The sequence below is a fragment of the Ramlibacter sp. PS4R-6 genome, from assembly GCF_037572775.1.
GTDB lineage: Bacteria > Pseudomonadota > Gammaproteobacteria > Burkholderiales > Burkholderiaceae_C > Ramlibacter.
In genome coordinates, this window is record NZ_JBBHKA010000001.1 from 139,776 (window position 1) to 152,410 (window position 12,635).

The window sequence follows — 12,635 nt, forward strand, 5'->3', positions numbered from 1 at the left end:
ATGGCGCTCAGGCGCATCGCGCTGCGCGATTTCGTGATCGTGCGAGAGCTCGAGCTGGAGCTCGACGGCGGCTTTTCCGTGCTGACGGGCGAAACGGGGGCGGGCAAGTCCATCCTGGTCGACGCGCTGCAGCTCGCGCTGGGCTCGCGGGCGGAGGCGGCGGTTGTGCGCGAAGGCGCGGTGCGGGCGGAGATCACGGCGGAATTCGACATGCCCGCTGCGCTCGCGCCGTGGCTCGAGGAAGCCGGCTTCGACAAGGAAGACGCGCTGCTGGTCCGCCGCAGCATCGACAACCAGGGCAAGAGCCGCGCGTGGATCAACGGCAGCCCTGCCACCGCCACGCAACTGCGCGAGCTCGCCGACAGCCTGGTGGACATCCACGGCCAGCATGCGTGGCAAAGCCTCACGCGCGCCGACGCGGTGCGCCAGCTGCTGGACGGCTACGCGGCGCTCGATACGCAGCTGCTGCGCGACGCATGGCACAAGTGGCGCACGGCCGGCAAGACGCTGGCCGATGCGCGCGCCGCGCAGGAGACGCTGACGCGCGAGCGCGAGCGCCTGGCCTGGCAAATCGGCGAGGTGGACAAGCTCGCGCCGGGTGCGGACGAGTGGGATGCATTGAACACCAGCCACACGCGGCTGGCCAACGCGCAGTCGCTGCTCGAAGCCGCGCAAGGCGCGATCGATGCGCTGGAGGGCGATGAAGGCGGCGCCACGCGCTCGCTGGCGCACGCGCAGTCTCTATTGGGCGCACAGGAGCACGTCGAGCCGCAGTTCCGCGAGATCGGCGAAGTGCTGGCCTCTTCGCTCGCGCAGCTGGAAGACGCCGCGCATTCGCTGCATGCGTATCTGCGCAAGACGGAGCTTGACCCGCAGCGGCTCGCCGAGCTCGACGAACGCATGTCGCTGTGGCTGTCGCTCGCGCGCCGCTTCCGCCGCACGCCGGCGGAGCTGCCCGCGCAGCTGGCGTCGTGGAAGGAAGAACTTGCGCGGCTCGATGCCGCCGCCGACCTCGCGGGTTTGGAAGCGACGGAGAAGAAGGCGCACGAGGCGTACGTGAACGAAGCGCGCGCGGTGTCGAAGGCGCGCGCCAAGGCGGCGCCGCAACTGGCCAAGGCCGTCACGGCCGCGATGCAAGGCCTGGGCATGCAAGGCGGCCGCTTCGAGGTCCAGTTGCAGGCACTCGCCGAGCCGCAGCAAAGCGGGATGGAGGAAGTCGCCTTCCTCGTCGCCGGCCACGCCGGCAGCACGCCGCGCCCGGTGGGCAAGGTGGCGTCGGGCGGCGAGCTCTCGCGCATCGCGCTGGCCATCGCCGTCACCACCAGCCGCCTCGGCACGGCGCAGACGCTGATCTTCGACGAGGTCGATGCCGGTGTGGGTGGCGCGGTCGCGGAGACGGTGGGCAGGCTGATGAAGCAACTGGGCCGCGACCGGCAGGTGCTGGCCGTGACGCACCTGCCGCAGGTCGCGTCCTGCGCCGACCATCACCTCGTCGTCGCCAAGCAAAGCGATGCCAAAGGCCCGTCCAGCAGCGTGGCCCCCGTGAACGGCGAACACCGCGTGGCCGAGATCGCGCGCATGCTGGGCGGCGAGCGCCTGTCGGGCACCACGCTCGCGCACGCCAAGGAAATGCTTTCGGGCGCCAAGTCATGAGCCTGGAGCTCGTCCTCATCACCGGCATGTCGGGCTCCGGCAAGTCGGTGGCGCTGCGCGCGCTGGAGGACGCCGGCTACTACTGCGTGGACAACCTGCCGCCCGAGCTGCTGTCGCAGTTCGTCACGCTGGAGCAGAAGAGCAGCGCGGGCCGCGTGGCCATCGCCATGGACGTGCGAAGCCGCTCGTCGCTGCCGCTGGTGCCGCAGTTGCTGCGCGACCTTTCCGCGCAAGGTGTCCACGTGCGGCCTCTGTTCCTGGACGCCACCACCGAGACGCTGGTGCGCCGCTTCTCCGAGACGCGCCGCCGCCACCCGCTGTCGGGCGATTCGGGCCAGGCCGCGCTGGACCAGCAGCACGCGCTGGTCGACGCGATCGAGCTGGAGCGCGAGTTGCTCTCCGACCTGCGCGAGCACGCGCACGTCATCGACACCAGCCAGATCCGTAACGCGCAGCTGCAGGCGCACGTGAAGTCGCTGCTGTCGGCGCCGGCCTCGCGCCTCACGCTGGTGTTCGAGTCCTTCGCGTTCAAGCGCGGCATCCCGGTGGATGCGGACTACATCTTCGACGTGCGCATGCTGCCCAACCCGCATTACGAGCCGCAGCTCAAGGCCCTCACCGGCCGCGACGCGCCCGTGGTCGCCTACCTCGAGCAGCACGCCGACGTGCGCGAGATGTACGGGCAGATTCGCAAGTTCCTCGAGCATTGGCTGGAGCCGCTGGCGCGCGACCACCGCAGCTACGTCACCGTGGGCATCGGCTGCACCGGCGGGCAGCACCGCTCGGTCTACCTCGTCGAAAAGCTGGCCGCCGACTTCGGCGCCAAGTGGGTGACGCTCAAGCGCCACCGCGAGCTCGACGCCTAGCCGTCCAGCAGCTTGCGGATAGGCGCAGGCAGGCCCAGGGCCGGCCACTGCTGCGCGCCGAACCAGTCGCCCTCGCCTTGCAATTTGCGCTTGCGCGGCAGGCGCACTTCCACCGGGTGCAGGTGCAGGTCCTTGTGCGTCAGCACGTGCTTGAAGGCCGCGCCGTCGCTGGCTTCGCTGCCGGCGGGCAAGGCTTCTTCCAGCGCTTCGCGGCTGTCGAACACCGGCAGGCAGTACAGGCCCGCCCACACGCCGGGCGCGGGTCGCTTGTGCAGCCACACGGCGCCGTCGCTCGCGTGGGCACGCAGCAGCCACAGCGACTGCGCCGTGCGCTTGAGCTTCTTCGTCTTGACGGGGAAGTCTTCCGGGTTGCCGCGCAGCCGTGCGCCGCACACGTCTTGCGCGGGGCACACCAGGCATGAAGGGTTGCGCGGCAGGCACACGGTGGCGCCCAGGTCCATCAGCCCCTGCGTGTAGCGCGGCATCGCCTCGCTCGCCGGCAGCAACGCTTCGGCGCGCGACCAGAGTTCGTTCACCGCCTTCGCGTTCGCCAGGTCGCCATCGAACGCCAGCACCCGCGCGAGCACGCGCTTGACGTTGCCGTCGAGGATCGCGACGCGTTCGCCGAAGCAGAAGGCCGCGATGGCCGCGGCGGTCGAGCGGCCGATGCCGGGCAGCGTTTCCAGTTCCGCAGCGGTGCGCGGGAATTCTCCGCCGAACCGTGCAACGACTTCCTGCGCGCAGCGGTGCAGGTTGCGCGCGCGGCTGTAGTAGCCCAAGCCGCTCCACAGTGCCAGCACCTCGTCCTCGTCCGCTGCGGCCAGCGCGCGTACACCGGCGAACCGCGCGGTGAACCGCTCGTAGTAGGCCAGCACGGTGGCCACCTGCGTCTGCTGCAGCATGACTTCGGACAGCCACACGCGATACGCATCGCGCGTGCCCTGCCACGGCAGCGCGTGGCGCCCATGGCTTTGCTGCCAGCGCACGATGCGGCCGGCGAAACCTTCCACGGAAGGCTTCATGCCGCGAGCGCGGCGGGCTGGGTGTCGAGCGTGGGCTCGGGGATGTGGACCAGGTGGTCCGTGAGCTCGGTCAGCTTCAGGTCCAGCGCGTCGAGCGCGGCTTCCTGCTGCTCGATCTCGGCGATGCGCTCGTCCAGGCCGCTGGCGGCGTGCTGGATGCGCTCGATGGCTTCCAGGCGCCGGCCGAAGTTGCGGCGGCGCTCGCGCAACTGCGCGTCGAGCTGCGCGGCCGCGGACTTGTTCCACAGCTCCACTTCGCCCAGCGCCGATTCGTAGACGACACGCAGGCGCGTGGCCAGCGCGCGCACCAGGCGGTCGGCGAACTCGGGCTGCGCCAGGCGCAGCGCATTGGACATGCCCAGGTACTGCAGGTGGCTGCGCTCGACCAGGTCGAGGTCGCGCTCGTAACGGGCCAGCTCGGGCTCCCTCGGCGCCTGCAGCGAGAAGCCGTACTCGGCGTTCAGCTGGCGGAAGGTGCCGGTCAGCATCGACTGGATCTCGGCGCTGGTGGCCTGCGCCTTCTGCAGGCCCTGGCGCAGGCGCTCGAAGGTGGTGCCGTAGGCCTTCTTCACGCCCAGCTTGATGCCGGGCTGGCGCAGCGCGGCCGTCAGCTCGGCCATCTCGGTCTTGAGCGTGCTGGTGCCCAGCAGCGTGAACACGTCGCGCAGCAGCTTGGTGTGCACCGAGCGCACGGCGTGGATGCGCGCGCCGCTCACGTCGAAGTCGCGCTGCTCCTGCTCGATGCGCGAGCGCATGTGCTTGATGACCGAGGTGTTCTTGCCGCGCAGGCCCTTCAGCTCGAGCATCTGCTCGGCGAGGTCGCGGCGGCGGATGTTGATGGCGCGCCCGGCTTCGGAGCGCAGCTCGGTGATGCCGGTGCCCACGGCCGAGCGCAGGATGCGCTGGCGCTGGCCCATCACGCCCAGGCCCAGCGCCTTCTCGAGGACGGGGAGCTGGCTGCGCTCGAGCAGCGGTGCGTCGTGCGTGACCTTCGCGAGCAGGCCCTTCTGCGCGGACACGGGGATGACCTGCGTCGCCGGCAGCTCGAGGATCTCGGCCGACGTGGCGCGCTGCTTGTCGATCTGGGCCTGGATCTGCTCGGGCGTCGACAGCTGGTCCCACATCGTGTCGATCTTGTTCAGCACGACCAGGCGCGACTCGACGTTGTCGGCCTCGGTGATCAGGTGCTCGCGCCAGATGGCGAGGTCTGACTTCGTGACGCCGGTGTCGGCGGCGAGGATGAACACCACCGCATGCGCCTGCGGGATCAGGTTGACCGTGAGCTCGGGCTCGGCGCCGATCGCGTTGAGGCCCGGCGTGTCGAGGATGACGAGGCCCTGCTTGAGCAGCGGGTGCGCGATGTTGATCAGCGCATGGCGCCAGCGCGGCACTTCCACCATGCCTTCCGCGTTGACCATCGGGTTGTCCTGCGGGCGGTCCTCGTGCCAGAAGCCCAGCGCCTTGGCTTCGTCCTTGGTCACGTGCCGCACCTCGGCGACCTTCTCGAAGGCCTGCGCGAGCTGCGCGGGGTCGTTCACGTCCAGGTCGATGCGCGTCCACTTCTCGGGCACCGCGCGCCATTCCATCAGCGCCTGCGGCTGCAGGCGCGTTTCGATCGGCAGCAGGCGCAGGCAGGGCGGCACCTCGCTGTCGTAGCCCAGCTCGGTCGGGCACATCGTGGTGCGGCCGGCGCTGGCGGGCATGATGCGGCGCTTGTAGCCGGCGAAGAAGATCGCGTTGATCAACTCGGACTTGCCGCGCGAGAACTCGGCGACGAAGGCGACCATCACCTTGTCCGACTTCACCTGGTTCTGCAGGCGGCGCAGGCGCTCTTCGACGGCGGCGTCGAGCAGCTCGTGGTCCTTCAGCCACTCCGCGAGGAGTTTGAGGCGCAGCGCAAACTCGCGGCGCCAGGCCGCGTGCTGGTCGAATTTCTCGTTGAAGGATTTCACTGCTGTCCCCTGCGCCAAACCATTATGGCACCCGGATTTCTTAAGTGCTCAGGATTTCTGGCAGTGCGGGCAGTAGTACGTTGCCCTCTGGCCCTGGCGAATACTTTTGATGGGCGTGCCGCACACGCGGCACGGTTCGCCGGCGCGGTCGTACACCATGGCCTCGAGCTGGAAGTAGCCCGCTTCGCCCCGGGCATTCGAGAAGTCGCGCAAGGTGCTGCCGCCTTTTTGCACCGCTCGCGTGAGGACTTCACGGATGGCCTCGCGCAGCTTCGCCGCGCGCGGCCGGCTGATCTTCGACGCCGCCAGCGTCGGGCGGATGCCGGCGAGGAAGAGCGCCTCGGAGGCGTAGATGTTGCCCACGCCAACGACGATGTCGCCGGCCAGCAGTACCTGCTTGATCGGCGCCTTGCGCTGGCGCAGCGCCTCGTGGAAACGCAGCGCGTCGAAGTCCGGCGACAGCGGCTCCACGCCCAGGCGGCCGAGCATCTTCTCGCCTTCGGGCGCGGCTTCGTGCGGCGCGTAGACCACCGCACCGAAACGGCGCGGGTCGTTCAGGCGCAGCGTGCCGCGCGTGGTCACCAGGTCGAAGTGGTCGTGCGTGCCGGGGCCGGGGTGCTCGCTCGCGAAGGCCAGGCTGCCCGACATGCCCAGGTGCATGAGCAGCACGCCTTCGTCCAGGTCGACGAGCAGCCACTTGCCGCGGCGGCGAACCTGTAACACGCGCCGGCCCGCCAGCTGCTGCGGGTCGATTCCCAGCGGCCAGCGCAGCGCCTTGCCCGAGGTGCGCACGGCGCGGATCGTCGCGCCGGCGATCCGCTCGGCAAAGCTCTGGCGCGTGACTTCGACCTCGGGCAGTTCGGGCATTGCAGCGGGATTATCATGATCCGATGAAGCGTTTCCCACTGGCTGCCCTGGCGCTGGCCGCCTGCATGGCATGCCTCGTGCCCGCCTACGCGGCCGACGACGACGACGAAGACAAGCCCAAGGGGCCGCCGCAGCCCACGCCCCTGAATGCGCAGCTGTTCTACGAGCTGCTGGTCGGCGAGATCAGCGCGCGCACCGGCGAAGCCAACCTCGGCATCTCGCTCATCCTCGAAGCCGCCCGGCGCACCAACGACCCGCAGCTGTACCAGCGCGCGGTGGAGGTCGCGTTCCAGGCGCGCTCCGGCGATGCCGCGCTGCAGGCGGCGCGTGCGTGGAAGCAGGCGTTCCCCCAGTCGCGCGAAGCCAATCGCTACGTGTTGCAGATCCTGGTGGCGCTGAACCGCCTGCCGGAGAGCATCGAGCCCCTGCGTGCGGAGATCGCCCTCGCCCCGGCGGCCGAGCGCAACCCCGTGCTGGCCGCCCTGCCGCGCCTGTACTCGCGGGCGCCGGACAAGAAGGCGGCTGCGGCCGCCGTCGAGCAAGGCCTGGCCGACGTGCTGCAGCAGAAGGACACGGCCGCCGCGGGCTGGACGGCGGTGGGCCGCCTTCGCCTGGCCGCGACGGACACCGCCGGCGCCATCGAAGCCGTGCGCAAGGCGCAGGCGGTGAGCCCCGAATCCGAAGGGCCCGCGCTCCTGGCGCTGGAGCTGATGGACCCCAAGCGGCCCGAGGCCGAGGAGCAGTTCAAGCGCTACCTCGCGCAACGCCCGCTGCCGGAGCTGCGCATGGCTTATGCGCGCGTGCTGGTGGACACGCAGCGCTACAGCGAGGCGTCGCAGCAGATCCAGCTGGTCACCGCGCAAAGGCCCGACTACGCGGAGGCCTGGCTCGTGCAAGGCCTGCTGCAGCTGCAGGACAACCAGGACGCCGCGGCCGAGGCCTCGTACAAGCGCTTCCTCGAGCTGGCCAAGGCGCAGCCGGGCCAGGGCGACGACCGCCGCGGCACCGAAGCGCAGGCCTACATGGGCCTGTCGCGCATCGCCGAAAAGCGCAAGGACTTCGCGCTGGCCAACGCGTACCTGGACCGCATCGAAAACCCGCAGGACCTGATCGCCGCGCAGCAGCGCCGCGCGTCGCTGCTCGCGCGGCAGGGCAAATTGGAGGAAGGCCGCAAGTTGATCCGCCAGCTGCCCGAGCGCGAGCCCGGCGACGCGCGCCAGAAGATGCTGGCCGAGGTGCAGCTGCTGCGCGACGCCAAGCAGTACAAGGCCGCGTACGCCGTGCTCGCCGAAGCCGCGGCCAAGCAGCCCTTCGACGCCGACCTCGCCTACGACCAGGCCATGATCGCCGAGAAGATGGGCGACCTGGGCGTGATGGAGAAGCTGCTGCGCCGGGTGATCGCGGAAAAGCCCGACTACCACCACGCGTACAACGCGCTGGGCTACTCGTTCGCCGAGCGCAACGTGCGCCTGCCGGAGGCGAAGGAGTTGATCCAGAAGGCGCTGACCTATGCGCCCAACGACCCGTTCATCACCGACAGCCTGGGCTGGGTCGAGTTCCGCTTGGGCAACAAGCCGGAAGCGCTGCGCATCCTCGAAGGCGCGTACAAGCAAAGGCCCGACGCCGACATCGCCGCGCACCTGGGCGAGGTGCTGTGGAGCATGGGCCAGCGCGACCGCGCACACAGCGTGTGGAAGGAAGGCCTCCTGATGAACAGCGACAACGACACGCTGCAGGAGACACTCAAGCGCCTGCGCGTCAAGCCATGAAATTGCACGCCCCCTGGCGCGCCGCCGGCGCGGCGCTCCTTGCCTTGCTGCTGTCGGCTTGCGCGACGGCGCCCAAGCCCCCGGCCGAAGCGACGGCCGAAATGGGGCCCTGGGCCGGGCGCCTGGCGCTGACCGTGCAGGACAAGCCGAACGAATCCTTCGCGGCGGGCTTCGAGCTGAAAGGCAACCCGCAGCGAGGCGAGCTTGAATTGCTCTCGCCGCTGGGCGGCACGCTGGGCCTCCTGCAATGGCAGCCGGGCAAGGCCACCTTGCGGTCGAGCTCGCGCACCACCGAATACGAATCGCTGGAAGCGCTGGTGACGCAGGTGGCGGGCACTTCCATCCCGGTCGCGGCGCTGTTCGACTGGCTGCGCGGCGTCGCCACGCCCGTGCCGGGCTGGCAGCCGGACCTGACGCAGCTCGCACAAGGCCGCCTCAGGGCGGTGCGAACCGACCCGCAGCCCCAGGCCGACCTGCGCGTCCTGCTGGAGCGCTGAAATTGCGCTCGCTCCACGACGTCCCCGCGCCCGCCAAGCTCAACCTCTTCCTGCACGTGCTGGGCCGGCGCGAGGACGGCATGCACCTGCTGCAGTCGGCGTTCATGCTGGTGGATTGGTGCGACACGCTGCACTTCGAATTGCGCGACGGCGGGGGCCTGTCACGAGAGGACCTGGCAACGCCCTTGCCCGCCGACGACCTGGTGCTGAAAGCGGCCCGCGCGCTGCAGGCGGCCTCGGGGACCCGGCTCGGCGCCCACATCGCCATCGAAAAGCGCATCCCGGCCGAGGCCGGGATGGGCGGCGGCTCCTCGGACGCTGCCACCACCTTGCTGGCCTTGAACCGCCTCTGGCAAACGAACTTCAACCGGGCACAACTGGCGGCCATCGGCGAGAAGATCGGCGCCGACGTGCCCTTCTTCGTTGGCGGGCACAACGCCTGGGTGGAGGGAACCGGGGAAAAACTCACGCCCATCGAGCTGCCGGCGGCCCGTTTTGCGGTCGCCAAACCCCCGGCCGGCGTCTCCACGGCGGCCATCTTCGGCCACCCCCAGCTCAAGCGAACGAGCCCCGCTGCTATAATCTCGGGCTTTGCTGCAAACCCGTTTGCGTTCGGCGCGAACGACCTGCAGCCGGTTGCGCAGGCGCTGTGTCCCGATGTCGCGAAAGCCTTCCAATGGCTGGGCTCGCAGGGGTTCCAGGGCCGCATGACCGGTTCGGGCAGTGCGGTTTTCGCGCCGATGGCGCCGGACAGGCACTTGGACCAGGCGCCCGCAGGATGGGCGGTACGGGAATGCAGCAACATGGTCGCCCATCCCCTGGCCGGGTGGGCTTCCAGCGACGATTAACGGTGTCCGGCTGACGAATAGAGAGTTTCTGAGCCGGTCTCCTGTGTAGGGGAGTCGCCAAGTTGGTTAAGGCACCGGATTTTGATTCCGGCATTCGAGGGTTCGAGTCCTTCCTCCCCTGCCAAATTTTTTGAACACGCCGCCCGATGCAGGTCCAACAGCACCCCGATTTCATGGTGTTCACAGGTAACGCCAATCCCGCGCTCGCCGCGGAGATTGCCGGACACCTGGGCATTTCGCTGGGCGCGGCCACCGTGGGCCGGTTCTCGGACGGTGAAGTCACGGTCGAGATCAACCAGAACGTGCGCGCCCGCGACGTGTTCGTGGTGCAGTCCACCTGCGCGCCGACCAACGAGAACCTGATGGAACTGCTGGTCATGGTCGATGCGCTCAAGCGCGCCTCGGCCGAGCGGATCAGCGCCGTCATCCCGTATTTCGGCTACGCCCGCCAGGACCGCCGCCCGCGCTCTTCGCGCGTGCCGATCTCGGCCAAGGTGGTGGCAAACCTGCTGCAGACCGTGGGCGTGGACCGCGTGCTGACCATGGACCTGCACGCCGACCAGATCCAGGGCTTCTTCGACATCCCGGTGGACAACATCTACGCGTCGCCGGTGCTGCTGTCCGATGTGCGCAGCAAGAAGTACGACGACCTGATCGTGGTGTCGCCCGACGTCGGCGGCGTGGTGCGCGCCCGGGCGCTGGCCAAGCAGCTGGGCACGGACCTCGCGATCATCGACAAGCGCCGCCCCAAGGCGAACGTGTCGGAAGTGATGCACGTGATCGGCGAGATCGACGGCCGCAACTGCGTGATCATGGACGACATGATCGACACCGCCGGCACGCTGGTGAAGGCGGCCGAGGTGCTCAAGGAGCGCGGCGCCAAGCACGTGTACGCGTATTGCACGCACCCCGTGTTCTCGGGCCCGGCCATCGAGCGCCTGTCCAAGGGCACGGCCCTGGACGAAGTCGTGGTCACCAACACGATCCCGCTGTCGGACGCCGCGCGCGCCTGCAGCCGGATCCGCCAGCTCACCGTGGCGCCGCTGATCGCCGAGACGATCCAGCGCATCGCCAAGGGCGAGTCGGTGATGAGTTTGTTCTCGGAGCAGGTCGACCTGTTCTGAGTTTTTGAACGGGGCTTCACGCTGGTCGCGGCGGTCGCCCCATTGACTGGAGAGAGAAATGAAATTCGTCGCTTTCGAGCGCAACAAGCAGGGGACGGGTGCGAGCCGCCGTCTTCGCAACACCGGCCGCGCGCCGGGCATCGTGTACGGTGGCAACGGCCAGCCGCAGCTGATCGAGCTCGATCACAACGCGCTGTGGCACGCCCTGAAGAAGGAAGCCTTCCACTCCACCATCCTGGACATGGAACTGGCGGGCAAGGAAGCCAAGGTGCTGCTGCGTGACGTGCAGTACCACCCCTACAAGCCGCAGATCGTGCACGTGGACTTCCAGCGCGTGGACGCCAAGACCAAGCTGCACATGAAGGTGCCGTTCCACTTCGTGAAGGCCGAGGAGTCGCAGGCCGTCAAGTTCGAGAACTGCGTGGTCAACCACGTGATGTCCGAAGTGGACATCTCCTGCTTCCCGGCCGACCTGCCCGAGTTCATCGAGGTGGACCTGTCCGGCATGAAGAAGGGCATCTCGCTGCACCTGAGCGAGGTGAAGCTGCCCAAGGGCGTGACCGCCGTGACGCACGGCAAGAAGGACCCGGTCGTGGTGTCCGTGGCGGTGGTGGGCGGCGAAGAGCCGACCGAAGCCGCTGCCGCCGTCGAGGGCGCCCCCGCTGCCGCCGCGGTTCCGGCCGCCGCGGATGCGAAGGCCGATGCCAAGGCGCCCGCCAAGGACGCCAAGGCCGATGCCAAGGCCCCCGCGAAGGACGACAAGAAGAAGAAGTAATTTCCCTCACAGGAAATGCGTGCACGGCCCACCTCGGTGGGCCGTTTTCATTCCGGCGCCGCCTCGATAATCACGCCCATGATCAAGCTCTTCGTCGGCCTGGGAAATCCCGGCCCCGAGTACGAATACACCCGCCACAACGCCGGGTTCTGGTGGGTCGACGCGCTGTCACGCGAGCTGAAGGCGCCGCTGGTCACCGACAAGGGCTACCACGGCCTGGTCGCACGGGCCAACGTGCACGGCCACACGGTGTGGCTGCTGGAGCCGCAGACCTTCATGAACGTTTCCGGCCGCTCGGTCGCGGCGCTGGCGCGCTTCTACAAGATCCAGCCCGAGGAGATCCTCGTGGTGCACGACGAGCTGGACATCGCGCCGGGCCAGGCCAAGCTGAAGCTGGGCGGGGGCCACGCGGGCCACAACGGCCTGCGCGACATCCACGCGCAGCTGGGCACCGGCGACTACTGGCGCCTGCGCATCGGCATCGGCCACCCGGGCGACAAGAACGAGGTCGCGAACTGGGTGCTGAAGAAGCCGGCGCCGGAACAGCGCACGGCCATCGAGGAATGCGTCGCGCGCACGCTCAAGGCCTTCCCCGCGCTGATGGCCGGCGAGATGGAGAAGGCCACGCTGCTCATTCACACCAGCAAACCGCCGCGGCCGAAGCCGCCGAAACCGGAGGGGGGAACACCATGAAACGACAAATGCTTGCCGTCGCGCTGTGCGCGATCGCCGGCGCGGCCGGCGCGCAGTCCCTGGGCTACACGCCCACGGCCGCCGAGGCCAGGCAGGCGCGCGACAACGCCAAGCGCGACGCGAAGCTGGCCGATGCGATGGAGAAGGCGCGGCTGAAGGAAGACGCCAAGCCGGTGGCCGTGTACATCCCGAAGGAAGAGCCGAAGAAGGAAGAAGCGAAGGCGAAGAAGCCCGAGACCTTTACAGCGGCCGTTCCGGGTTCGGGGAAGAAGGCGAAAGAGAAGCAGAAGAAGGGCTAGGCGCGGCTTCTCCCGCCTGCGCCGTCAGCCGCCGGTACTTCTGCCACAGGGTCTCGCGCGCTTCCGTGTGCGCGGGGTCGATCGGGATGCAGTCGACCGGGCACACCTGGACGCACTGCGGTTCGTCGAAGTGGCCGACGCATTCCGTGCACTTGTGCGGGTCGATCTGGTAGATCTCGGGCCCCAGGAAGATCGCCTGGTTGGGGCACTCGGGCTCGCACACGTCGCAGTTGATGCACTCGTCGGTGATCATCAATGCCATGGTTCTGG

The 12,635-nt window shown here is 68.9% G+C and carries 13 protein-coding genes and 1 tRNA gene; 10 read left to right on the forward strand and 4 right to left on the reverse strand.

The features are described from left to right. Together recN and rapZ are read left to right on the forward strand one after the other, a co-directional pair. Positions 1-1,653 (forward strand): DNA repair protein RecN, encoded by a 1,653-nt coding sequence (gene recN, locus WG903_RS00650; protein ID WP_340072241.1) that lies wholly within the window; start codon positions 1-3, stop codon positions 1,651-1,653. Next, positions 1,650-2,519, forward strand: a complete 870-nt coding sequence (gene rapZ, locus WG903_RS00655) for an RNase adapter RapZ (RefSeq protein WP_340072242.1) — start codon at positions 1,650-1,652, stop codon at positions 2,517-2,519. The genes recN and rapZ overlap by 4 nt, the downstream gene beginning before the upstream one ends. Here rapZ and mutY read toward each other — a convergent pair. The 3 genes from mutY to mutM are packed head-to-tail and all read right to left on the reverse strand — an operon-like array spanning position 2,516 to position 6,360. After that, positions 2,516-3,541, reverse strand: coding sequence for an A/G-specific adenine glycosylase (gene mutY, locus WG903_RS00660; RefSeq protein ID WP_340072243.1), 1,026 nt, complete (start codon positions 3,539-3,541; stop codon positions 2,516-2,518). The genes rapZ and mutY overlap by 4 nt on opposite strands. Next, on the reverse strand, positions 3,538-5,493 hold the full coding sequence (locus tag WG903_RS00665; protein WP_340072244.1) for a dynamin family protein: 1,956 nt from the start codon (positions 5,491-5,493) through the stop codon (positions 3,538-3,540). The genes mutY and WG903_RS00665 overlap by 4 nt, the downstream gene beginning before the upstream one ends. Before the next feature lie 48 nt (positions 5,494-5,541). Then, on the reverse strand, positions 5,542-6,360 hold the full coding sequence (gene mutM / locus WG903_RS00670) for a bifunctional DNA-formamidopyrimidine glycosylase/DNA-(apurinic or apyrimidinic site) lyase (protein WP_340072245.1): 819 nt from the start codon (positions 6,358-6,360) through the stop codon (positions 5,542-5,544). Between the two features lie 23 nt (positions 6,361-6,383). Here mutM and WG903_RS00675 point away from each other — a divergent pair, with 23 nt between their 5' ends. The 8 genes from WG903_RS00675 (at position 6,384) to WG903_RS00710 (ending at position 12,365) form a co-directional block, all read left to right on the forward strand. Beyond that, positions 6,384-8,129, forward strand: a complete 1,746-nt coding sequence (locus WG903_RS00675; protein ID WP_340072246.1) for a tetratricopeptide repeat protein — start codon at positions 6,384-6,386, stop codon at positions 8,127-8,129. Continuing rightward, complete coding sequence (locus WG903_RS00680; protein ID WP_340072247.1) at positions 8,126-8,626, forward strand: lipoprotein insertase outer membrane protein LolB; 501 nt, start codon at positions 8,126-8,128, stop codon at positions 8,624-8,626. Before WG903_RS00675 ends, WG903_RS00680 begins: the two co-directional genes overlap by 4 nt. Positions 8,627-8,628: 2 nt before the next feature. Then, positions 8,629-9,474, forward strand: coding sequence for a 4-(cytidine 5'-diphospho)-2-C-methyl-D-erythritol kinase (gene ispE / locus WG903_RS00685; RefSeq protein WP_340072248.1), 846 nt, complete (start codon positions 8,629-8,631; stop codon positions 9,472-9,474). A gap of 47 nt (positions 9,475-9,521) precedes the next feature. Then, positions 9,522-9,598 (forward strand) — tRNA-Gln (locus WG903_RS00690). A gap of 22 nt (positions 9,599-9,620) precedes the next feature. Beyond that, positions 9,621-10,598 carry a ribose-phosphate pyrophosphokinase gene (locus tag WG903_RS00695; protein WP_340072250.1) on the forward strand — a complete coding sequence of 326 codons (978 nt, stop codon included), beginning with the start codon at positions 9,621-9,623 and terminating at the stop codon, positions 10,596-10,598. A gap of 58 nt (positions 10,599-10,656) precedes the next feature. After that, a complete protein-coding gene (locus WG903_RS00700; RefSeq protein ID WP_340072251.1) occupies positions 10,657-11,373 on the forward strand; it encodes a 50S ribosomal protein L25/general stress protein Ctc in 717 nt (238 codons plus the stop codon). A 78-nt stretch (positions 11,374-11,451) separates the two neighbouring features. Continuing rightward, positions 11,452-12,066, forward strand: coding sequence for an aminoacyl-tRNA hydrolase (gene pth, locus WG903_RS00705; RefSeq protein ID WP_340072252.1), 615 nt, complete (start codon positions 11,452-11,454; stop codon positions 12,064-12,066). After that, positions 12,063-12,365, forward strand: a complete 303-nt coding sequence (locus WG903_RS00710) for a hypothetical protein (RefSeq protein ID WP_340072254.1) — start codon at positions 12,063-12,065, stop codon at positions 12,363-12,365. Before pth ends, WG903_RS00710 begins: the two co-directional genes overlap by 4 nt. Here the strand turns inward: WG903_RS00710 and WG903_RS00715 are convergent. Further along, entirely contained in the window at positions 12,307-12,627 is a 321-nt protein-coding gene (locus tag WG903_RS00715; RefSeq protein WP_340072255.1) for a YfhL family 4Fe-4S dicluster ferredoxin, read from the reverse strand. The two genes, WG903_RS00710 and WG903_RS00715, sit on opposite strands and share 59 nt — an antisense overlap. Positions 12,628-12,635: the final 8 nt, after the last annotated feature.

What these genes read in the sequence shown, in the direction of transcription:
- recN (WP_340072241.1), top strand. Translation starts at nt 1, where the DNA reads ATGGCGCTCAGGCGCATCGCGCTGCGCGATTTCGTGATCGTGCGAGAG.
- rapZ (WP_340072242.1), top strand. Translation starts at nt 1,650, where the DNA reads ATGAGCCTGGAGCTCGTCCTCATCACCGGCATGTCGGGCTCCGGCAAG.
- mutY (WP_340072243.1), bottom strand. Translation starts at nt 3,541, where the DNA reads ATGAAGCCTTCCGTGGAAGGTTTCGCCGGCCGCATCGTGCGCTGGCAG.
- mutM (WP_340072245.1), bottom strand. Translation starts at nt 6,360, where the DNA reads ATGCCCGAACTGCCCGAGGTCGAAGTCACGCGCCAGAGCTTTGCCGAG.
- WG903_RS00675 (WP_340072246.1), top strand. Translation starts at nt 6,384, where the DNA reads ATGAAGCGTTTCCCACTGGCTGCCCTGGCGCTGGCCGCCTGCATGGCA.
- WG903_RS00680 (WP_340072247.1), top strand. Translation starts at nt 8,126, where the DNA reads ATGAAATTGCACGCCCCCTGGCGCGCCGCCGGCGCGGCGCTCCTTGCC.
- WG903_RS00695 (WP_340072250.1), top strand. Translation starts at nt 9,621, where the DNA reads ATGCAGGTCCAACAGCACCCCGATTTCATGGTGTTCACAGGTAACGCC.
- WG903_RS00700 (WP_340072251.1), top strand. Translation starts at nt 10,657, where the DNA reads ATGAAATTCGTCGCTTTCGAGCGCAACAAGCAGGGGACGGGTGCGAGC.
- pth (WP_340072252.1), top strand. Translation starts at nt 11,452, where the DNA reads ATGATCAAGCTCTTCGTCGGCCTGGGAAATCCCGGCCCCGAGTACGAA.
- WG903_RS00710 (WP_340072254.1), top strand. Translation starts at nt 12,063, where the DNA reads ATGAAACGACAAATGCTTGCCGTCGCGCTGTGCGCGATCGCCGGCGCG.
- WG903_RS00715 (WP_340072255.1), bottom strand. Translation starts at nt 12,627, where the DNA reads ATGGCATTGATGATCACCGACGAGTGCATCAACTGCGACGTGTGCGAG.